The following is a 19,786-nucleotide window of genomic DNA, read 5'->3' as shown; positions in this document are numbered from 1 at the left end:
GACCGGTCGGGACCCCTACCTATCGTTCGCCCACCAGTGGGAGGTTTCATCGATGGGTCTGTTCGGCGCGATCAAGCGCGAGTTCGACTATATCTCCGGCATGCTCCGGGTCCTGCGGCGGGTCCGCAAGGTCGGAGCGGGGTCGGGCCTGCGGGTGCCCGACCACATCGAGAACACGGTCGATCGTTTTCCCGACCGGCCCATGGCGATCCTCGACAATGGGGAGATCAGCTATGCGGCCTTCGACGCCTATGCCAACCGGGTGGCCCACTGGGCACGTTCGGAAGGGTTGAAGCCCGGCGACACGGTCGCGCTTTTCATGACCAATCGCTGGGAATACATCGCGATCTGGTTCGGCCTGTCCAAGGTCGGCGTGATCACCTCCCTGATCAATAACCAGCTCAGCGGCCAGTCCCTTGCGCACTGCCTGTCGATCGGCGAGACGCGCTGCGCCATCGTCGAGGGCGAACTGGGCGAGGCTTATGACGCGGCGCGCGCCTGCGGGATTGGCGAGGTCAAGGCCTTCGTTCTTGACGGGCATCTCGACGATGCCGAGGACTTCGCGGCCACGCTCGCGGCCCAGCCGGACGTCCGTCCGGACCGATCCGTCCGCGAGACCGTGAAGCCGGAAGACCCGGTGCTCAAGATGTTCACCAGCGGCACGACCGGCCTGCCCAAGGCGGCGCTGATGACGCATATCCGCGCGCTCTATTATCTCAACGTCTTCGCGGTCGGTTCGAAGAGCTCCGAGACGGATCGCATGTTCCTCGTCCTGCCGCTCTATCACGCGACGGGCGGGCTGTGCGGTGTCGGTTGTGCGCTCTCCTATGGCGGTGCGCTGATTATCCGGCCCCGCTTCTCCGCCTCGGCCTTCTGGCCGGATGCGGTGCGTTTCAGGGCGACCATGTTCATGTATGTCGGCGAGCTCTGCCGCTTCCTGATCAACTCGCCCGAGACCGCGGACGAGAAGCGTCACACCCTGCGCTGCATCATCGGCAATGGCATGCGCCGGGATGTGTGGGAGGCCTTCCAGGCGCGTTTCAACGTGCCCCAGATCATCGAGTTCTACGGTTCGACCGAAGGCAATGTCGGGCTCGTGAACGCGACCAATCAGCCCGGCGCCGTCGGGCGCATTCCCGGTTATCTCAGGCACCGCTTCAATGTCGATCTGGTCAAGTTCGACATGGAGGCGGAGGCGCCCATGCGCGGACCGGACGGGCATTGCATCCCTTGTGCGCCCGACGAAGTCGGCGAAGCCGTCGGCCGGATCGATCCGAGCGATGCCCGTTTCCGCTTCGACGGCTACGGCTCCGAGGAAGATACCGAGAAGAAAATCCTGCGCGACGTGTTCGAGCCCGGCGATGCCTGGTTCCGGACCGGCGATCTGATGACACGGGATGAGCTCGGCTATTACTACTTCGTCGATCGTGTCGGGGATACTTTCCGCTGGAAGTCGGAGAATGTTGCCACGGGCGAGGTGGCGGAAGCTTTCGCCTTCGACGGGATCGAGCAGGCCAATGTCTATGGCGTCGAGGTGAAGGGACATTCCGGCCGCGCCGGCATGGCCGCTCTCGTGACCGCGGGCAAGCAGCTCGACCTCGAGGCGCTGCACGCGCATGTCCACGCAAATCTGCCGGCCTATGCGCGACCGCTCTTCCTGCGCCTGCAGGAGCAGACGGATACGACGGGCACGTTCAAATTCCGCAAGGTCGATCTCGTCAAACAGGGATTCGATCCGGCCAAGATCGAGGATCCCATTTATTTCGATCATCCCGGCGAAGGCCGCTACGTGCCGCTCACCGAAGCGCTGCGCGACGCCATCGAATCAGGTGAGTTGCGGGTATGAGGCCGCGCGAGATCACACCTGACGACATTCTGGCTTTCTGGTTCGAAGAGGCCGGGCCGAAGCGCTGGTATGCGGTCTCGCAGGATTTCGACAATGCGATCCGGCGCCGCTTTGCCGCACGGATAGAGGGTGCCGCCCAGTGCGTGCGCTGCGGCAAACATCCCTGGGCCGATACGCCCGAGGGCGCATTCGCGCTGATCATCCTGTTCGACCAGCTCACGCGGAATGCCTGGCGCGGGTCCAACAAGGCTTTCGCATTCGATCCGCTCGCTCTCGACCTTGCGCGTGACATGATCGATCGCGGTTTCGACTGGGCGATACCGGACGAGCGCCGGGCCTTCGTCTACATGCCTTTCATGCATTCCGAGAGCCTCGCGGACCAGGACCGCTGCATCGAGCTGGCGGAGGAGCGCCTCTCCGACAAGAGCACGCTGGATCACGCCATCAAGCACCGCGACGTGATCCGGCAGTTCGGTCGCTTTCCCTATCGCAACGAGGCGCTGGGCAGGGAGTCCACGCCCGAGGAAATCGCCTATCTGGAAAGCGGCGGGTATGCGCCGGGTCGCAAGCGCTGACACCGGAGCGGACGACCCGGACGGTTTGACTCGGCAAATTCGACCGGAAGGCAGAGCCGGTCAGCGTGTCAGTGCCTGTGTAAAATTCAAGCCATTGAAATTTAAACTCATTTACCCAAACTGATTTGGCATCGCGATTGCTCCCTCTGATGACAGACACACCAGACCGGAGCTCCGCATGACCCCGCGCGTACACATCACCGTCGAAGACATCCGCCAGATCGCCTGGACCATGGTGGATCTGCACGGCTCCCAGGCGATCGGCTATGCCGACGAGGCGGTCTGCGATCTCGACGAGCAGGGTCAACCGGAAAGCGCCGATGCCTGGCGCGCCCTGCGCTCTGTCATGGAAGACGCACTTGCCGGACGTCTCGACCGGGAAGCCGAGATCACCGTTCACTGACGGTCACGGAATTCCCGGTCACGGAAAAGCCCGCTCGGGGCCGTATTGCCGCGCTTGTATCGCCCCGGCGGTGTGCTAACTGCGTAATATGGAAACGCCTGCCTGGCCCGAGGCCCTGTCGAAATTCGGTCTGTACGATCCGCTCGATCCGGAGCGGGCTGCGCCGCGTCTGCGCAAATCGCTGCGCGATGCCGCCACGCATCTCGACGCGAAACCGCCAGCTATCGATCGTGTCAGCGAGTTCACCATACCCGGGCCGGGGGGCAGCCTGCCGGTGCGTCTTTACGTGCCCAAGGGGTCGACAGCGCCTGCGCCCTGCATGCTTGGCCTGCACGGAGGCGGTTATGTCATCGGCGATCTGGATACCCATGACCGGATGTGGCGCAGGCTCGCCGCATTGAGCGGGGTCCGCATTCTCGCGCTCGACTACCGGCTGGCGCCGGAACACCGGTTTCCGGCAGCCGTGGACGATGCACTGGCCGCTTTCGACTGGCTCGCGGGCGAAGCGGGGAGCGAGGCCGTCGGCGCCGATCCCACGCGCCTTGCGGTCGGCGGCGATTCCGCCGGAGGCGGTCTGGCTGCCGTGGTGTCCCAGGAACGCCGCGCGCAATTGCGGTTCCAGCTCCTCATCTACCCGCTCATGCAATTGGTGGAACGCAAGAAGCCGAAACTGAAAGCGCTCGAGGGGCATCTCTTCTCTGCTTTCACGCTGAACCAGATCGCCCGGGCCTATCTTTCCTCCGATGAGGAAGCCCGCGATGTCCGTGTTTCGCCGCTCTTCGAGACCGATCTCGCCGGACTGCCGCCGGCGCACATTTTCGCGGCGGAGCTCGATCCGCTGCTTGATGAAGGGCGTGCCTATCGCGACCGCCTCCAGGCAACGGGCCTGAAAGCGGGATACACGCTCGGCAAGGCCTTGCCGCATGGCTATTTCAACCTGACGGCCATCCTGCCCGGGGCCAAGACGCTGGTGAATGATGCGGCGCGAGTGCTCGGCGAGGCCTTGCGTCCCTGACCGGTGCCGTGGCTGCGTTTGCATTCGCGGGCCGTTCACCCTAGCTGGAAGGCATGAGCTTTTCCGACGCCTACCGGCCCGATCCGCGCTTCGCGCAGCTCGGCGACGAATTCTCCGATCCGGTCGAGCCCGCTGATTTTCCCGACGCGAGGCTGCGCTTCTGGAATGATCGCTGGGCTCCGGCGATCGGACTGGACGGTCTCGACGCGCAGGGCCGGGAGACGCACTTTCATGGCTTCGCGCCCTTGCCGGACAATCAGGCCACGCCGCGAGCCATGCGCTATCACGGGCATCAGTTCCGCACCTATAATCCGGAACTGGGCGATGGCCGGGGTTTCCTTTTCGCCCAGTTGCGGGACGACGAAAACAGGTTGCTGGACCTTGCGACCAAGGGCTCCGGCCAGACGCCCTGGTCGCGCGGCGGGGACGGGCGTCTGACCCTCAAGGGCGCCGTGCGTGAAGTGTTCGCGGCCGAGATGCTCGAAGCACTGGGCGTCTATACGTCCAAGGCCTTCGCGGTCTATGAGACCGGCGAACAGCTGGCGCGCAATGACGAGCCCTCGCCGACACGCTCCGCCGTGCTCACGCGGCTCGGGCATTCCCATATCCGCTTCGGCACTTTCCAGCGTCATGCCTTCGAAGGCGCGACGGACCGGCTGGAGACGCTACTCGATCATGCCCTCGAGACCTATTATCCCGAGCTGGGCGGTGCCGAAGACCGGCCCGCTGCCTTTCTCGAGCGGGTCGTGGCGGAGAGTGCGCGTCTGGCGGCCAGCTGGATGGCGGCCGGTTTCGTGCACGGCGTCCTGAATACCGACAATCTCAACATCACCGGCGAAAGTTTCGATTACGGGCCCTGGCGTTTCCTGCCGCATTACGAACCGGGCTTCACCGCTGCCTATTTCGACCAGAACGGGCTTTACTGCTTCGCCCGGCAGCCGGAGGCCGTGTTCTGGGCGCTGCAGCAGCTGGCGCGGTCGCTGGCACTGATCGGCGACCGGCTGGCCCTCGAAGCCGCGCTGAACACCTACCCCGCCGTCTACCGGCTGGCCTTGCTGGAGGCCTTTCGCGCCCGTTTCGGCGTGACCAGCGCCGGGCACGAGACCGATGAAGTCATGGTCCGGACCTTCCTGGCTTTCATGCAGGAGAGCCAGCTGCCCTGGGAGGCCGCGATTTTCGACTGGTTCGGCGGCGCGGCCTCGGAGAAACGGGCCCTGTCGGGCGCGCGGGGGAGTTTCTATGCGGGCGAGGCATTCGAGGCCTGGCGGACCAGTCTGGAGGGACGAGAGATGGTGCGTCCGGAGCGGCTCGAGAACGCGTATTTCTCGCGGGCCAATCCCGTCGCCATGACGATCGACATGGTCGAGGCTGCCTGGGACCGCATTGCAGACGAGGACGACTGGTCCGGCTTCAACGATCTGGTCGGTGCGGTACGGGACGCCGGAAAGGCTTATGATCTCGGCCGGAACCGGATAGGTTTCCGGGCATGAAAGACACACTGATTCAGTCGGGAAATCTGACCCGGCCCGGCCTCGTTCATGCCTTCACCACGCGCGAGGGCGGGGTCAGCGAGGGGCCCTTTGCCAGTCTCAATCTGACGCGGTCGCGCGGGGATGATCCGGCCAGGGTCTCGGCGAACCGGACGCGCGTGCGCGATGCGCTGGGGCTCGACCACCTCGTTTTCGCGACCCAGGTGCATGGCAAGACCGTGCTGCGCGTCGAAGCGCCGCCCAAGGGCGATCAGCCCGCCGGCGAGGGCGATGCGCTGATCACGGACCGGCCGGGCATCGGTCTGGTCTGCCAGACGGCGGATTGCACGCCCATTCTTCTCTTCGACCCGAAGCGCGGGGCTGTGGCTGCCATTCATTCCGGCTGGCGGGGCACGGTACAGAACATTGCCGGCGAGACGGTCGCCGCGATGCAGGAGGCCTATGGCAGCGATCCGGCCGATCTGCTGGCAGCGATCGGGCCCTCGATCTCGCCCGCCAGCTATCGAGTCGGTCCCGACGTCGTTGCCGCTTTCGAAGAAGCGTTAGAGACGACACGCGGCGTTCTCTCGCCCCGCGATCCGGAAGGCGGCGCCCAGCTGGATGTTGCCGAGGCCTGCCGCCGCCAGCTGGTCATGGCCGGAATTCCCGAGGCACAGATCGAGCGTTCGCCCTTGTGTACTTATGTGGAACACGACCGGCTCTTCTCCGCGCGGCGCTCGCATCATCAGGGCGAAACAGGCCAGTTCGGCGGTCAGGCCGGGATAATCGGCATCGAGGGCAGTCGCTGAGCTTGGAAAAACGGGTATGGCGACTATCTTGTCAGGAACAGCTTCAGGAGTGCTTTCATGCCCCAGTCTCTCGGATACGCCGCCGCCGCACCCGATTCCCGCCTCGACCAGGTTTCCTTCGAGCGCCGCGATCCGGGCCCCGGAGAAGTCCTGATCGAGATCGCCTATTGCGGCGTCTGCCACTCGGATCTGCACCAGGCGCGCAATGACTGGAAGAACACGCTTTATCCCTGCGTGCCCGGACACGAGATCGTCGGCACGGTCGCCGCGGTCGGCCCGGATGTGACCCGTCACAAGATCGGCGACAAGGTCGGCGTAGGCTGCATGGTCGACAGTTGCGGCAAGTGTACGAGCTGTGGCGAAGGCCTCGAGCAGTATTGCGAAAGCGGTATGACCGGCACCTATAACGGCCGCCTGGATGACGGGACGCACACCTTCGGCGGCTATTCCCAGCGCATCACGGTGAAGCAGGACTTCGTGCTCTCCATCCCGGAGGGCATCGATCTGGCGGCCGCGGCACCGCTGCTCTGTGCGGGCATCACGACCTGGTCGCCGCTGCGCAACTGGAAGGTCGGTCCGGGCCAGCGCGTCGGCGTAGTTGGCCTCGGCGGGCTGGGCCATATGGGGGTAAAGCTGGCGAAGGCGCTTGGCGCTGAGGTGGTGATGTTCACCACCTCGCCGGACAAGGCGGCCGATGCCAAGCGGCTCGGCGCCGACTCGGTCGTCATCTCCAAGGACCGGGATCAGATGAAGGCGGCGCGCGGTTCGCTCGATTTCATTCTCAATACGGTCGCCGCTCCCCTCAATCTCGATCCCTATCTGGATTGCCTCAAGCGCGACGGCACGATGGTGCTTGTCGGGGCGCCGGACACGCCGCACCAGTCGCCGTCGGTGGGCCGGCTGCTCGGCCGCCGCCGCTCCATTGCGGGCTCCCTGATCGGCGGCATCGCCGAAACCCAGGAAATGCTCGATTTCTGCGGCAAGCACGGCATCGGTTCGGACATCGAGATGATCCGCATGGACGAGATCAACGATGCCTATGACCGCATGCTCAAGGGCGACGTCAAATACCGCTTCGTCATCGACATGACGTCGCTGGGCTAGACAGAAAGCCAAGGCAGAAAAGCGCTGGCGACCCCGACAGGATTCGAACCTGTGACCTACGGATTAGGAATCCGGCGCTCTATCCTGCTGAGCTACGGGGCCGTGCGGGATGCGTCTTAGACCGTTTCAGCCGCGGGCTGAAGCCCGTCTTGCTCCAGACGCCAGACCAGGAGGTCGATACGGTCCTGGCCGAAGAAAGGCTCGTTCTTGTAGACGAGCGTGGGAACGCCCCAATGGCCGGCGGCGTTCAGGGCGAGTTCGTTTTCGGCGATGACGGCATCGAGCCGTTCGGCCTCGCACTCGGCGGTCTCGACGAGGCGTTCGCCATCGAGTCCGGCTTCGTCCAGCGCCGCGACGAGTTGTTCGCGTGTTTCCCAGCGTTCTCCCGACCAGATGCGACTGGACAGGGCGTAGAGGGCCGTCAGTCCGTCGCCGGCCTCCGCCGCCGCGGCACCGATCCGCGTGAGGCGGTGGATGTGAGGCTGCTCCGGCAAAGCGCGCTTGCGGCTCTCGTCCATGGCCACCGGGTCAGGATCGGGCAGGGCGATCGGGACGCCGAGATAGTCGGACAGGCGCAGCACGTCGGTCAGCAGATAGCCCATCCAGTTGGGATCTTCCCGCTCGAAGAAATCCGGCTGGCGGAGCGCCAGCGGCCGCACGGGCCGGACCCGGATCTCGATCGGCCGCTCCGACTGCAGCGCGATCAGGCGGGGCAGGGCGAGATGGGAATAAGGGCTGCGGAAGGACCAGAACAGGTCGACGGGATAGGTCATGAGCTCAGTCTATGGGCGGTGCGGCAAAAGAAAAGGGCGCCGGCCGGCAGGCGGGCGCCCTTTTCTTGGATGTCCGTCGGCTCTAGCTGGCCTGGCTGCGAAGGCTGTTGAGCTGTTCGGCGACTTCTTGCGTGGCCTGGGTCATCTGGTCGACGGCTTCCTTGCCGCGGGCCACGGATTGACCGGAGCCGCGCACGCCGTCGAGGATTTCCTTGACCTCATTATCGAGCGCGCTGATGCGGGCGGCGATGTCTTCGGTCGCCTTGGCGGTCTGGCCGGCCAGGGCCTTCACCTCGCCCGCGACGACGGCGAAGCCGCGGCCGGCTTCCCCTGCACGTGCGGCTTCGATCGTGGCGTTGAGCGCGAGCAGGTTGGTCTGGCTGGCGATCGCCTCGATGGTCGAGAGAATGGCATTGATGCGCTGGGACGCGTCGGTGAGCGCTTCCACCCGGCGTTCGAGTACCTGGCTGGATTCCTCCACCTGGTTCATTGCATCACGTGCGACCTGGGCTGCTTCGGCGCCCTGGGATGCCCGCGCTGCTGTTTCCCCGACGGCTTCCGCGATCGCATGAGACTGCGAGTCGGCGTCGTCCGCGACGGTTTCGGTGGCCGGGTCGGAATAGGCGTAGGCGTTCATCGTGGGTCCATCCTCTTGAGGTCGAGGCGCCATATGTAGGGCCGTTTGGTAAACGGATCGGAAAACCCGGTGAATCGCACAAAATAATTTTGCAACTGGAAATTGCAATCACAGCGTGTAATCTCGGCCTTCTCGCAACAGGGGGTGGTGAGCATGCGAACTCGAATCCTGCCGGCGGTGGCCGGTGTTCTGGCGCTGATGTCCCTTCCGGGCTGTTCCCGCGCGGCCGGAGAGGAAGACCGGGCTGACACGGAGACGGCCGTGCGGGTGCCGCCGGTCTTCGAGACGACATTGTCCGGCCGGGTGGTGAGTATCGGCTCGCCGCTGTCTTTCGACCTCGCGACCGGGCCGGTCCGCCTCGACGGTGCCGCCATGTCGGCGGAGTACCGCGAGGCCATTCCCGTGACCGCCCGCCTGGCCACGCTTGACGCGCCCGATCCGGATCTTGCGCGCTCGGTGCTGGAACGACGTCTTGCGGGTGCCGAACTCCGGCTGGCGCCGGACGGTCCCGGAGAGGATCGATATGGCCGGATTCTGGCCCAGGCCTATCTGGACGGGCCCGACGGGGCGGATGTGTGGCTGCAGGCCGAGCTGGTGAGGCGCGGCACGGCCCGGGTCCTCAGTCATGCCTCGAACCCGGACGCGGCGCCCTATCTGCTCATGCTGGAATCCGAAGCCCGGCGCGCCGGACTCGGCCTGTGGGCAGAGCCTGCGCATGCGGTCCGGTCCACCGATCCGGACGTGCTGGCGCAGGATGACGGCTCCGTCCAGATCGTCGAGGGCCGCATCATCGAGGCGACGCAGCTGAGGTCAGGACGGATCTATCTCAATTTCGGGGCCGACTACCGGACCGACTTCACGGTCATGATCGCGGCGCGGGATGCGGACGCCTTCGCAGCGGCCGGGCTTGCGCCCGACCGGCTGGAGACGCGCCGCGTTCGCGTACGGGGCTGGGTCGAGCTCGAGAACGGGCCGATGATCCGCATCGATCACCCGGAACGACTGGAAGTCCTGCCGGACTAGCCGGGCAGCAGGCCGGCTTCGGCCGGGTCGCCGACGCGGTTCACGAGGACAGTCTTCAGCTTCTTCAGGGCAGCGCCCTCGATCTGTCGGACGCGCTCCTTGGAGATGCCCAGCTTTTCGCCGAGCGCTTCCAGTGTCGAGCCTTTTTCAGAGAGCCTGCGCTCCCGGATGATCAATTGCTCGCGGTCGTTCAGTTCGGACACAGCATCGGCCAGCCAGGCGCGGCGGCGGGCGGAGTCGGTGCGTTCCATTACCTCCTGGTCGGGGCCTTCGCTTTCGTCGACGAGGAAGTCCTGCCATTGCGATTGCTCTTCATCGCCGACCGGGGCGTTGAGCGAGCGGTCGGACGCGCTCAGACGGGCGGCCATCGTGTCGACATCGCTCTCCCGGACCCGAAGGTCGGTGGCGATCTGATGACGGTTTTCCGGCGTCAGCGCACCGCTGTCCAGATCGCCGATGCGGGCGCGCAGGCGGCGCAGATTGAAAAAGAGGGATTTCTGCGCGGACGTCGTTCCCGTCCGCACGATGGACCAGTTGCGCAGGACATAGTCCTGGATGCAGGAGCGGATCCACCAGGTGCAATAGGTGGAAAATCGGACATCCCGTTCCGGGTCGAAACGTTCCGCAGCCTTCATGAGGCCGATATTGCCTTCCTGTATGAGGTCGCCGAAAGCCAGACCGTAGCGGCGATACTTGCTCGCCACGGAGATCACCAGGCGCAAATGGGCTTCGGTCAGGCTGTGCAGCGCTTGCTCGTTGCGCTCTTCCTTCCAGGCCCGCGCGAGTTCGCTTTCCTCCTCGCGGCTGAGAAGGGGCAGGGCCATGGCGGCCTTGACGAAGCTCTGTTCGCCGTCAGGGCCGGTTGCGTTGCGTTCGGTACGTTTCGGGGACCCGGATGTGACACGACTCATCATTCTCCTCCTTGCACCCCTGATTACGATGCACGGGAGAGAGCGGATCACCGGACAGCAAAACGCCCGGCGCGATGGCCGGGCGTTTCGCCAGTGTGGCATGTCGAGCGCGACGTCAGGCAGCGACCTTCTTCATCAGCGAGTCGGCGAGCATTTCGCGGGCCTTCTCGTGCTCGATGTCTTCCACGGCAGCCAGTTCGCGCACCATGCGGTCGAGCGCGGATTCATAGAGCTGGCGCTCCGAATAGGACTGTTCCGGCTGGTCTTCGGCGCGGTGCAGGTCACGAACCACTTCCGCGATCATGATCAGGTCGCCGGAATTGATCTTGGCTTCGTATTCCTGGGCCCGGCGGCTCCACATGGTCCGCTTGACCTTGGCCTTGCCCTTGAGGGTCTTCAGCGCATCCTTCACGATGCGGTCGCTGGACAGGGGACGCATGCCGGAGGCTTCGGCCTTGGCGGTCGGAACGCGCAGCGTCATCTTGTCCTGCTCGAACGTCACGACGTAGACTTCGATATCGAACCCCGCGACGGTATCCTTCTCAACGCCCGTGACACGACCGACGCCGTGCGCCGGGTACACAATGAAGTCGCCTTGCTTGAAAGGCTTGTTCTCGTTGGCGGTTTTTTTCGTCATGGATGCTCTCTCGTTGGGCTTTCCTTACGCAGAGACGCAAAAGGCCGCAGATCGCTCCCAAAGAAGTTCCGGCACCCAACCCGGCTCCGAGATCGATTATGCTGCGTCCAGTTCACCGCGCAGAAAAGCGGGCAGTGCAATGCGCACTGCCCATCAATGTTGCAGAACATAACACAAACGGAGGCAATCTTCAAATTGCCGACGGCCCGCTGCCGGCAGGATCAGTCGCCCGATCCCGGCTTTTCCGAAAAATACTTTTCGTACTTCCCGCTTTCCTCGGCCATCGCGTCCGCATCGGCCGGCGGGTCCTTGCGGACCGTGATGTTCGGCCAGATCTCGGCGAATTTCGAATTCACTTCCAGCCACTTGCCGTCCGGATCGTCCTCCGTGTCGGGCTTGATGGCCTCGACCGGGCATTCCGGCTCGCAAACGCCGCAATCGATGCACTCGTCCGGATGGATGACGAGAAAGTTCTCGCCCTCGTAGAAACAGTCCACGGGGCAGACTTCGACACAATCGGTATATTTGCAGCGCACGCAGGCGTCGGTGACGATGTAGGTCATGGGGCCCGAAATCGATCTGGGAGCGGAAAACCGCGCGGGACATGGGATGCCCTGCCGGATTTGTCAACTCGTGCGCAGCCGCGCTTCTGCACGTGACCGCGCAAAGGCGCGCTCCCGGTCGGGGATGGCGACCAGCGGCGCGATACGTCGCACGAAGGCATCCTCGAAGGGCGATTTCTCGCCATCGGCCAGGACGACCATCCAGAGCTGCTCGATCAGCGCCACGCGTTCCTGATGGGACAGGCAGGCCTTAACGACGCGTGTAAAGCGGTGATGGTCGATGGCGGTCTCGGACAATTGCTCGGCTTCGTCGAGAATCCGCTCGGCCTTTTCCTCCGGCAGCTTGAAGGCGCCGGCGAGGATGTCGCGGATCTGGTCCTGTTCGCAATCGGCATAGATCCCGTCCGCCAGCGCAGCCTCGACCAGGAGCGCGGTCGCGGCGACATGCGGGTCGATTTCCGGATGCGGCTCGGAGCCGGGCGCACCGAACAGGCGTTTGAGGGCGTCTAGCATGGTCGGTCGGTCTCCTTTTACGTCCGATCCGGCATCAGGAATTCCGGAGGCTCGTCGTGTCATCGTCGACGATCTCGTAGAGTTCCCGGGCCTCGCTCGCCGGTCCGCGCCGCTCGCCCAGCGCGACGACACGAAGGTGGAGAATCTGCTTGTTCCAGGGCAGCGTCAACGTATCGCCTGCGCGCACAAGGGCCGAGGCCTTGCCCAGGCGGCGCGTGACGCCGTTCGAGGTCAGGCGCACCTGACCCTTGTTGACCACGGCGGTGGCGAGACTGCGCGTCTTGAACATGCGTGCACGCCAGAGCCAGACATCGACGCGGAGGCCCGCATCGTCCGTGCTCATGAATTCCTGGCCTTGCGCTTTTTCGGGGACTTCGACTTGCGTGGCTGCGGCTCGGCGAGTTTCAGCTCGGCCAGCGCGGCGAAGGGGCTGTCCTCGGGCGCGACGGCGGGCGCGGCGGCTGCGGGCTTGCGCGATTTCGGCTGGGATTTGCCGCGCGGCGGGCCGCCCCGGCCACGCTTCTTGCGGTCCCAGCGCTCGCCTTCGGCCTTTTCCGGATCGGGGCCCTTCTGGATGCGCTTGTATCCCAGCGCGATCAGCGTGCCGCGAATATCCTCGACCGAGCAGCCCAGCAGGGCGGTCATGTCCGCGGTCAGCGGGAAGCCCGGCTCCTCGTCCTTGGCGGAGGCATCGCGCAGCGTGTCGGCGAGGCGCTCGAGCATGTCGAAGCGCACCGCACGCGGGCCGCAGGGATAGAAGCCGATCGCGGCGTATTCGGCGCGCGTGCGCGATTTGTCGTTGGCGATCGAGGTCAGTCCCGGTGCCGGAAGCCAGGCGATGTCCGGCCGGCCGGCGGCGATGGCATGCAGCAGGGCGTTGAGCCGCGCCGGCGCCGGTTTCACCAGCTCGGGGACGTAGATCATGTGCTCGCCGATGCGCACGCCGGCCGAGCGCAGGGCGCGGCGTTCGGCCTGGGAGAGATTGCGCACCTCGTCGGCGATGGTGAAGCGCGCCAGCGCACCGCCTGCCTCGTGCAGGCGCCAGGCGAGACCGCGCGCAAGACCGGGAATATCGGGAGATTGTCCCGCATCGCGCAGTTTGAAGATCGGTGCGAGCACGGTCTGGATATGCTCGTGCAGTCGGGTTTCCAGCGTGGCATGGGCGCGCGACTGCGCTTCGGGTGCGCCGAGATCGCCGCCGATCAGGCGGATGCCGGGCTTCAGCGGCGAGGGACCCGCCACGAGCTGTCCGACGATCTGGTCGTTCCAGCCGATCTGGCCGTCGTCAGTAAAAGTCAGTGAATCCATATCTGTCTTCGCCAAGGCGCCGAGGCGCCGATTGATTTCCGGACGCAGCGCTTTTAGCGCGGCAGACTTCAATGTGCGAGCCGCAAGCTCGCGGCCTTCGGCATCGGGCCTGAAGGTCAGGCCGTCAAGCCGTCCGACGAAATGGCCCTCGACGGTCACTTCGCCATCGTGATTGACGCCAGCCAGGAGGTCACGCTCGTCCCGCAGTCCCTTGACCAGAGCGCTGGTGCGCCGGTCCACGAAACGCTGCATCAGCTTCTCGTGCAAGGCATCGGACAGCGCGTCCTCGATCTCGCGGGTGCGGCCGCGCCAGTGATCGGGGTCGCGGGTCCAGTCCGCGCGGTGAGCCGCATAGGCCCAGGTGCGCACATAGGAGAGGCGGCTCGCCAGGGCGTCGACATCGCCGCTCGTCCGGGTCAGCCGCTCCAGCTGGCCGGCCATCCAGTCGTCGGGCAGATAGCCGCCCGTCCCGCTGAGATGCATGAAGAGCGACTTCACCAGCCGCGCATGCGCATCGATCGTGGCCTTGCGGAAGTCCGGCAGACGGCAGGCATCCCAGAGGCGGGCCACGCCCGCCGGCGTGGCCGCGCGCTCGCGGATCTCGCGGTCGGCGGAGAGGACGGCGAGCGTGCGTTCGTCGATGGCTTCGCGCACACGCTCCAGCGCCGGATGGCGCGAGGGTTTGCCCAGCGTCCAGGACAACGCCTCCAGGGAGCTCTCGTCGAGATCGGGATTGCGCCATTGCAGTTTTTCGACCGAGGGAAATTCATGCGCCTCGATGGCCTCGATCACATCGGGATCGAAGGGGCGGCAATCGGCGGTCTCCCCGAATGTGCCGTCTGAGCGGAAGCGTCCGGCACGGCCGGCGATCTGGGCCAGTTCGGCGGAGGTCAGCTTTCGCCGGCGGCGTCCGTCGAACTTGCGGCTCTCGGCGAAGGCGACATGGTCGATATCCATGTTCAGCCCCATTCCGATCGCATCGGTGGCGACCAGGAAGTCGACCTCGCCGGACTGGTAGAGTTCGACCTGGGCATTGCGGGTGCGCGGCGACAGCCCGCCCATCACGACGGCGGCGCCGCCCCGGCGCCGGCGCAGCAGCTCGGCGATGGCGTAGACCGCCTCGGCCGAGAAGGCGACGACGGCACTCCTCCGCGGCAGGCGCGTGAGTTTGGCAGGACCGGTATGGGTCAGCTGTGAGAAGCGCTCGCGCTGTTCCAGTCCGGCCGAGGGGACGAGCTCGTGCACCATGCGCGCGATCGTGCCGGCGCCCAGTATCATGGTCTCCTCGGTGCCGCGGGCGCGCAGGAGGCGGTCGGTGAAGACGTGGCCGCGCTCGGGGTCGGCGCCCAGCTGGGCCTCGTCGATAGCGACGAAGGCGACGCGCTTCTCGACCGGCATGGCTTCGGCCGTGCAGATGAAATAGCGCGCCGATTTCGGCACGATCTTCTCTTCGCCGGTAATCAGTGCGGCCGCCGCAGGCCCCTTGGCCCGCACCACGCGGTCATAGACCTCGCGAGCGAGCAGGCGCAGGGGCAGGCCGATCATCCCGGAGGCGCGGCCGAGCATTCGCTCGACGGCAAGGTGAGTCTTGCCTGTATTGGTGGGGCCCAGCGCGGCGGTTATCTGGCCGGGCTCGATGCGATGCGATTGCATGCCGCAACTCCTCGCCTGGAGCGTTTTCAGCACAATCGGGAACCGGTTTGTGCGGTTCGAAAACGCGACCACCGATGACCGTCCATGCGAGATTTAGGCAATCATGGTCCCGAAAGCGAGTATGGCGGGCAGGCAGGGGGAGAAAAGCGCCGTCCGGGTCCCTGCCTGCCGCGCGAGCTAGCTCTCCTGGATCGACCGGGCCGTCACCGTCACACCGCCGAAGCCGGCATTGGTGCGGATACGGACCGGAACGTAGATTTCGCCGTCATGCAGCGGTGCCATCCAGAAGGTAATGGGGCGCGAGATCAGGTCTTCGGACGGGTATTCGTCTTCCTCATAGCCCGCGATCGGCTCGTAATAGGCATGGCAGACGACCGCATCGCCGGACCAGGCCCGCGTGCGGACACGATCCGTACCGCCATCCTCGAAGCGCAGATTATAGCGCGCCCGGCCGTCGAAGACCGGCAGACGCCCGTCGCAGAGCGTTTCGCCGTTCGACACCGCGCCCATGCCCATGGACAGCAGGACGGAAATCGGGTCGGCCGCACCGCGGCGCTGTTCTTCATTGGCCGGCGGCTCGCCCATCGACCCGAAGGGCGGGTTGATGTCCGGCGTCGCCACGCCTTCCGGGAAATCGATCCCGACGATGCGGCCCTTGGAGCTGGCATGATTGAGATGGCTGTAGCGCCAGGGCTCCAGGCGGGTCTCTCCGCGATAGCCGCTCACGCCGGCCTCGATGTCGGCATCGCTGAACAGGGCGGCGAGTCCGGCCGTCGTGAACCGGGCCGACGCCTGATAGGTGTCGGCATTGTACTGGCTGTTGATGACGATGTTCGCGACCTGGAACACCATGACCGATCCCGAGTACTGGACGGTCACGCCATGAGATGCAGCAGCCGTCACGCCGTCCGTCCCGTCCGTACCGTCGGCCTGGGCCGCCACGGCGGGGACGGACAGTCCAAGCGCCACACTCCCGAATAACCACGCGAATTTCACTCGTCTGACTCCTTGTTGACGCCCCATAAAGCCCTAGACCGGGTGGCATCCAACTGCAATAACTCATCGAAACTGGACACCGGATGAACGGGTCGAGCTTGACGGGCGTGTCCTGCTCCGTTATTTCGCCCGCTCTCGTGCTGGCCGCAAGGTCGGTGCGCGCGGATTCTTTATATTTGAAAGGTGCGACTATGGCGCGTCGCTGCGAACTGACCGGCACGGGCGTGATGACGGGGAACAATGTTTCCCACGCTCACAACAAGACCCGCCGCCGTTTCCTGCCGAATTTGTGCGATGTGACCCTGGCTTCCGAAAAGCTGGGTCGCAGCTTCAAACTGCGTATCGCCGCCAAGGCGCTGCGCAGCGTGGACCATGTGGGCGGCCTCGATGCCTACCTCATGAAGGCTCGTGACGAGCACCTGTCCGACCGGGCCCTGAAGATCAAGCGCGATCTGAAGAAGGCTCTGGCGGCCTGATCCACGCCATATCGGTTTTTGCACAACGCCCGCTGCCTGCAGCGGGCGTTGTCGTATCCGGATCAGGGCGCTAGCTTCCTCGCAGTCATTTTCGGGGGAAAGCGCATGCACCGGATTCCAGCTATTCTGACCGCCACCAGCCTGTTCGCACTGGCCGCCTGCGGGCAGTCGTCGGACGAGACGGGCATGGCACCCGGCGAAGCCGGAGCCTCCGCCGGCGCCGATATCGTCTTCTGGGGCGGCGACATCCACACCGCGAACGACGCCCGGCCCATGGTCGAGGCCGTCGCGGTCGAGGACGGGCGCATCGTCTTCGCCGGTTCGGGAACCGACGCGCAGGCGCTCATCGGCGGAGAAACCCGCATCGTCGATCTCAATGGCGGGGCCATGTATCCCGGCCTCACCGACAGCCATATCCACGTTCTCGGCGTGGGGATGCGCGAGCGCAATCTCAATCTCGACACCGTCACCTCGATCGAGGATCTGCAGAGGCGCGTCGGCGAGGAAGTCGCGTTGCTGGCGCCCGGAACGGTGCTGCAGGGGCGCGGCTGGATCGAGACCCACTGGCCGGAGGGACGCTTTCCGAATCGCGATGATCTCGACGCGGTGGCGCCGGACAATCCGGTCGTTCTGATCCGCGCGGACGGGCATGCCCTGGTCGCCAGCAGTCTCGCTTTGCAGGCCGCCGGCATCACAAGCGACAGCGTTGCTCCGGATGGCGGGGAAATACTCTTCGACGAAGCGGGCGAGCCGACCGGCATGCTGATCGATACGGCGATGGGCGCGATGGCGAGCCTGCTTTCGCAGCCGACCGGCGAGGAGCGCGCCGCGGTCTATGCCGAAGGCGCCAATCGTCTTGCCAGCCTGGGCTGGACCGGCGCGCACGACATGTCCGTTCCCTATGAGGACGTCGCCATGATCGAGCAGCTCGCCGCCGAGGACCGCCTGCCGATCCGCGTCTATGTCTCCGTCAATCCGGACGGCTATGCGCAACTGGCAGACGAAGCGCCGCGGATCGCCGATGACGGGCGGGTGATCACCCGGGCCGTGAAACTCTATATGGACGGCGCCCTGGGCTCGCGGGGTGCGGCCCTGCTCGAACCCTATGCCGACCGGCCGGAGACTTCCGGGCTCGCGATTGCCGAGGCCGACGAGACGACCGGTCTCTTCACCCAGGCCCTGCGCGACGGCGTGCAGATGAACGTCCACGCCATCGGTGACCGCGGCAATCGCTATCTGCTGGACTGGGTCGAGGAAGCCCTCGCCCAGGTGCCGCAAGAGGAGCGCGCCCTGGCCGATCATCGCTGGCGCGACGAGCACAGCCAGATCGTCGATCCCGAGGACATTCCGCGCTTCGCCGAACTCGGTGTGATCGCGTCCATGCAGCCCTCTCACGCCATCGGCGATCTCCACTTCGCCCCGGCCCGTCTGGGCGATGAACGCCTCGCCGGTGCCTATGCCTGGCAGAGCCTGCTCGACGCCGGCGCCCATATCACCGGCGGCTCGGACGCGCCGGTCGAGCAGGGCGATCCGCGCATCGAATTCTACGCCGCCGTCGCCCGTGCCGATCTTGCCGGCTTCCAGGGCGAGAACTGGCATCCCGAGGAAGCCCTGTCGCGCGAAGACGCGCTCAAACTCTTCACTCTCTGGCCCGCCTACGCCTCCTTCCGCGAAGACGAACTGGGCTCCATCGAGGTCGGCAAGCGCGCCGATTTCACCATCCTCTCAGCCGACATCATGGACATCCCCGCCGAGGAGATCCTGACGGTCGACCCGTGGATGACGGTGGTCGATGGCGAAGTGGTCTGGGAAAGCCCGACGAGCTTTCACCACGGGGAGTAGGGCCACCTGCCACGTCCGGGAGGACATGACGGCACGTGACACGACGCACCGGCCCGAGCCGGCTGGACGAGCTTTGGCGAGCGTGCGCAGAACGCCATGCGGCGCTCAAGGCCGATAGGCCCCGTGTCCGGGATCGCCTTCGTCCGCTCGGGGAAACGGCTTCATACCGGGTGTGCCGGTCAATTCGGAATCAGGCAGAGGTGGGAACCGGCCCGGCTTCCGACGCTTGTTCAGGTCGATACGCCTGCAGTTCGCGCCCGAGCACGATCCATCCCAGCGCGGTGATCGCATTGCCGGCGACGAATCCCCACAGGCCCGGCAGGGCCGCGGTCAGGAGCGAGATGCTGAACAGGCCTCCGATGATGAGGAGCGGGCCGAGCGGTCTGAAGACGCGTGCCATCAGCATCGATATCGCGAAAAGGAGCCATCCCAGCACGAAGCCGCCCATGGCGAGCATGGCTTCGATATCGTAGAGATTTGCTCCCTCGACATCTTCCATTGCGCGCAGGCTCTCCGGAGCGATGACGGCCAGCGGGTGCAGGAAGAAGACCTGCCCCCATTCATGGGCGAAGGTGAGCATGGAGCCGGCAAACAGGACGGCAAAGGCGAGCGAGCCGAACCAGCCCGTCTTGTGCGCCTGAGCCGCGTGCAATCCCAATGCTCCTGCGAAGAGAAGGAAAACCGCCGTGGCCGCGACACTCAGCCGGGCGAGGAAGCCAGTCGAGGCGTATGTCGCCGTCCAGTCTTCCGACACGGGCAGAAGGATTGTCAGGACCGAATTGGCGATGAGGTAGACCAGTCCGCCGAGCAGCAGGGCCGTTCCGGCTATGCGATGCGTTTTCATGTGTCAGTCCTCCCCCTGAGAGATATCGCGTCACTGGAGTATGATGCATATCAGGAGGCAAATGGATGCCGCGAGGCGGCGCGGAGGCGATTCCCGTTCCGCAATCCCCCCTGGTCCCTCGGCTCGGTTCGAGGCTCGATATCCCGAATTCCGCTTTGCGATCCGGGTCCTGACCTTCGTCAGGATGACGGCGTTTGGGGCGGAAAACGGAGATTTATCCCCACCCTCAAAACCCGGCTTAGACTCACTCCCGTTCTCGCACCGCTCGAGGCCCGGCCTGGTTCGCCGGGGGTGTGGGGAGTACGGAGCCTGCCCGTCTCTGCTGACTGACCAAAGCAGGGCCCGGTGGTGGCCATCGGTTCGGAGAGGCAGCAAAAGCGCTGACTGTC

Annotated in this window: 20 protein-coding genes and 1 tRNA gene; 10 read left to right on the top strand and 11 right to left on the bottom strand. The window is 65.3% G+C overall.

What is annotated here, in order from left to right:
- Positions 1-52: 52 nt before the first annotated feature.
- The 7 genes from AC13HB_RS09425 to AC13HB_RS09395 all read left to right on the top strand — a co-directional run bounded on the left by AC13HB_RS09425 (position 53) and on the right by AC13HB_RS09395 (position 7,221).
- Positions 53-1,846, top strand: a complete 1,794-nt coding sequence (locus tag AC13HB_RS09425; RefSeq protein WP_482949495.1) for a long-chain-acyl-CoA synthetase — start codon at positions 53-55, stop codon at positions 1,844-1,846.
- Positions 1,843-2,421 carry a DUF924 family protein gene (locus AC13HB_RS09420; RefSeq protein WP_482949494.1) on the top strand — a complete coding sequence of 193 codons (579 nt, stop codon included), beginning with the start codon at positions 1,843-1,845 and terminating at the stop codon, positions 2,419-2,421. Before AC13HB_RS09425 ends, AC13HB_RS09420 begins: the two co-directional genes overlap by 4 nt.
- Before the next feature lie 178 nt (positions 2,422-2,599).
- The gene (locus AC13HB_RS09415; RefSeq protein ID WP_482949493.1) at positions 2,600-2,824 is read left to right on the top strand and encodes a hypothetical protein; all 225 of its coding nucleotides are present in this window, start codon (positions 2,600-2,602) and stop codon (positions 2,822-2,824) included.
- Positions 2,825-2,912: 88 nt separating this feature from the next.
- Positions 2,913-3,839, top strand: coding sequence for an alpha/beta hydrolase (locus AC13HB_RS09410; protein ID WP_482949492.1), 927 nt, complete (start codon positions 2,913-2,915; stop codon positions 3,837-3,839).
- Between the two features lie 53 nt (positions 3,840-3,892).
- Positions 3,893-5,329, top strand: a complete 1,437-nt coding sequence (locus tag AC13HB_RS09405) for a protein adenylyltransferase SelO (RefSeq protein WP_482949491.1) — start codon at positions 3,893-3,895, stop codon at positions 5,327-5,329.
- A complete protein-coding gene (gene pgeF / locus AC13HB_RS09400) occupies positions 5,326-6,117 on the top strand; it encodes a peptidoglycan editing factor PgeF (RefSeq protein ID WP_482949490.1) in 792 nt (263 codons plus the stop codon). Before AC13HB_RS09405 ends, pgeF begins: the two co-directional genes overlap by 4 nt.
- A gap of 57 nt (positions 6,118-6,174) precedes the next feature.
- Entirely contained in the window at positions 6,175-7,221 is a 1,047-nt protein-coding gene (locus AC13HB_RS09395; protein WP_482949489.1) for an NAD(P)-dependent alcohol dehydrogenase, read from the top strand.
- A gap of 25 nt (positions 7,222-7,246) precedes the next feature.
- Here AC13HB_RS09395 and AC13HB_RS09390 read toward each other — a convergent pair.
- The 3 genes from AC13HB_RS09390 to AC13HB_RS09380 form a co-directional block, all read right to left on the bottom strand.
- Positions 7,247-7,323: transfer RNA gene (locus tag AC13HB_RS09390), tRNA-Arg, on the bottom strand.
- A gap of 14 nt (positions 7,324-7,337) precedes the next feature.
- The gene (locus AC13HB_RS09385; protein ID WP_482949488.1) at positions 7,338-7,994 is read right to left on the bottom strand and encodes a DsbA family protein; all 657 of its coding nucleotides are present in this window, start codon (positions 7,992-7,994) and stop codon (positions 7,338-7,340) included.
- Between the two features lie 82 nt (positions 7,995-8,076).
- Positions 8,077-8,631, bottom strand: a complete 555-nt coding sequence (locus AC13HB_RS09380) for a methyl-accepting chemotaxis protein (protein ID WP_482949487.1) — start codon at positions 8,629-8,631, stop codon at positions 8,077-8,079.
- Between the two features lie 153 nt (positions 8,632-8,784).
- Between AC13HB_RS09380 and AC13HB_RS09375 the strand changes: the two genes are divergently transcribed.
- Entirely contained in the window at positions 8,785-9,654 is an 870-nt protein-coding gene (locus tag AC13HB_RS09375) for a thermonuclease family protein (RefSeq protein ID WP_482949486.1), read from the top strand.
- Here the strand turns inward: AC13HB_RS09375 and AC13HB_RS09370 are convergent.
- The 7 genes from AC13HB_RS09370 to AC13HB_RS09340 all read right to left on the bottom strand — a co-directional run bounded on the left by AC13HB_RS09370 (position 9,651) and on the right by AC13HB_RS09340 (position 16,235).
- Positions 9,651-10,565, bottom strand: coding sequence for an RNA polymerase factor sigma-32 (locus AC13HB_RS09370; RefSeq protein WP_482949485.1), 915 nt, complete (start codon positions 10,563-10,565; stop codon positions 9,651-9,653). The two genes, AC13HB_RS09375 and AC13HB_RS09370, sit on opposite strands and share 4 nt — an antisense overlap.
- A gap of 115 nt (positions 10,566-10,680) precedes the next feature.
- Positions 10,681-11,202, bottom strand: coding sequence for a CarD family transcriptional regulator (locus AC13HB_RS09365; protein ID WP_482949484.1), 522 nt, complete (start codon positions 11,200-11,202; stop codon positions 10,681-10,683).
- Between the two features lie 221 nt (positions 11,203-11,423).
- Positions 11,424-11,765 carry a ferredoxin FdxA gene (fdxA, locus tag AC13HB_RS09360; protein WP_482949483.1) on the bottom strand — a complete coding sequence of 114 codons (342 nt, stop codon included), beginning with the start codon at positions 11,763-11,765 and terminating at the stop codon, positions 11,424-11,426.
- Between the two features lie 63 nt (positions 11,766-11,828).
- Entirely contained in the window at positions 11,829-12,278 is a 450-nt protein-coding gene (locus AC13HB_RS09355; RefSeq protein ID WP_482949482.1) for a tellurite resistance TerB family protein, read from the bottom strand.
- Between the two features lie 34 nt (positions 12,279-12,312).
- Positions 12,313-12,621 (bottom strand): RNA-binding S4 domain-containing protein, encoded by a 309-nt coding sequence (locus AC13HB_RS09350; RefSeq protein ID WP_482949481.1) that lies wholly within the window; start codon positions 12,619-12,621, stop codon positions 12,313-12,315.
- Positions 12,618-15,239, bottom strand: coding sequence for a helicase-related protein (locus tag AC13HB_RS09345; RefSeq protein WP_482949480.1), 2,622 nt, complete (start codon positions 15,237-15,239; stop codon positions 12,618-12,620). Before AC13HB_RS09345 ends, AC13HB_RS09350 begins: the two co-directional genes overlap by 4 nt.
- 177 nt (positions 15,240-15,416) lie before the next feature.
- On the bottom strand, positions 15,417-16,235 hold the full coding sequence (locus AC13HB_RS09340; protein WP_482949479.1) for a DUF3108 domain-containing protein: 819 nt from the start codon (positions 16,233-16,235) through the stop codon (positions 15,417-15,419).
- A 191-nt stretch (positions 16,236-16,426) separates the two neighbouring features.
- Here AC13HB_RS09340 and rpmB point away from each other — a divergent pair, with 191 nt between their 5' ends.
- Complete coding sequence (gene rpmB, locus AC13HB_RS09335) at positions 16,427-16,711, top strand: 50S ribosomal protein L28 (protein WP_482949478.1); 285 nt, start codon at positions 16,427-16,429, stop codon at positions 16,709-16,711.
- A 105-nt stretch (positions 16,712-16,816) separates the two neighbouring features.
- Positions 16,817-18,553, top strand: a complete 1,737-nt coding sequence (locus AC13HB_RS09330; RefSeq protein ID WP_482949477.1) for an amidohydrolase — start codon at positions 16,817-16,819, stop codon at positions 18,551-18,553.
- A gap of 190 nt (positions 18,554-18,743) precedes the next feature.
- Here AC13HB_RS09330 and AC13HB_RS09325 read toward each other — a convergent pair whose 3' ends face one another.
- Positions 18,744-19,397, bottom strand: a complete 654-nt coding sequence (locus AC13HB_RS09325; protein WP_482949476.1) for a hypothetical protein — start codon at positions 19,395-19,397, stop codon at positions 18,744-18,746.
- Positions 19,398-19,786 lie beyond the last annotated feature (389 nt).

It is taken from the genome of Maricaulis sp. B-26 (genome assembly GCF_056857855.1).
This window is presented reverse-complemented; position numbering and strand designations above follow the sequence as displayed.

Coding starts and splice junctions, on each gene's coding strand:
- AC13HB_RS09425 (WP_482949495.1), top strand. CDS start 53: ATGGGTCTGTTCGGCGCGATCAAGCGCGAGTTCGACTATATCTCCGGC.
- AC13HB_RS09420 (WP_482949494.1), top strand. CDS start 1,843: ATGAGGCCGCGCGAGATCACACCTGACGACATTCTGGCTTTCTGGTTC.
- AC13HB_RS09415 (WP_482949493.1), top strand. CDS start 2,600: ATGACCCCGCGCGTACACATCACCGTCGAAGACATCCGCCAGATCGCC.
- AC13HB_RS09410 (WP_482949492.1), top strand. CDS start 2,913: ATGGAAACGCCTGCCTGGCCCGAGGCCCTGTCGAAATTCGGTCTGTAC.
- AC13HB_RS09405 (WP_482949491.1), top strand. CDS start 3,893: ATGAGCTTTTCCGACGCCTACCGGCCCGATCCGCGCTTCGCGCAGCTC.
- pgeF (WP_482949490.1), top strand. CDS start 5,326: ATGAAAGACACACTGATTCAGTCGGGAAATCTGACCCGGCCCGGCCTC.
- AC13HB_RS09395 (WP_482949489.1), top strand. CDS start 6,175: ATGCCCCAGTCTCTCGGATACGCCGCCGCCGCACCCGATTCCCGCCTC.
- AC13HB_RS09385 (WP_482949488.1), bottom strand. CDS start 7,994: ATGACCTATCCCGTCGACCTGTTCTGGTCCTTCCGCAGCCCTTATTCC.
- AC13HB_RS09380 (WP_482949487.1), bottom strand. CDS start 8,631: ATGAACGCCTACGCCTATTCCGACCCGGCCACCGAAACCGTCGCGGAC.
- AC13HB_RS09375 (WP_482949486.1), top strand. CDS start 8,785: ATGCGAACTCGAATCCTGCCGGCGGTGGCCGGTGTTCTGGCGCTGATG.
- AC13HB_RS09370 (WP_482949485.1), bottom strand. CDS start 10,565: ATGAGTCGTGTCACATCCGGGTCCCCGAAACGTACCGAACGCAACGCA.
- AC13HB_RS09365 (WP_482949484.1), bottom strand. CDS start 11,202: ATGACGAAAAAAACCGCCAACGAGAACAAGCCTTTCAAGCAAGGCGAC.
- fdxA (WP_482949483.1), bottom strand. CDS start 11,765: ATGACCTACATCGTCACCGACGCCTGCGTGCGCTGCAAATATACCGAT.
- AC13HB_RS09355 (WP_482949482.1), bottom strand. CDS start 12,278: ATGCTAGACGCCCTCAAACGCCTGTTCGGTGCGCCCGGCTCCGAGCCG.
- AC13HB_RS09350 (WP_482949481.1), bottom strand. CDS start 12,621: ATGAGCACGGACGATGCGGGCCTCCGCGTCGATGTCTGGCTCTGGCGT.
- AC13HB_RS09345 (WP_482949480.1), bottom strand. CDS start 15,239: ATGCAATCGCATCGCATCGAGCCCGGCCAGATAACCGCCGCGCTGGGC.
- rpmB (WP_482949478.1), top strand. CDS start 16,427: ATGGCGCGTCGCTGCGAACTGACCGGCACGGGCGTGATGACGGGGAAC.
- AC13HB_RS09330 (WP_482949477.1), top strand. CDS start 16,817: ATGCACCGGATTCCAGCTATTCTGACCGCCACCAGCCTGTTCGCACTG.
- AC13HB_RS09325 (WP_482949476.1), bottom strand. CDS start 19,397: ATGAAAACGCATCGCATAGCCGGAACGGCCCTGCTGCTCGGCGGACTG.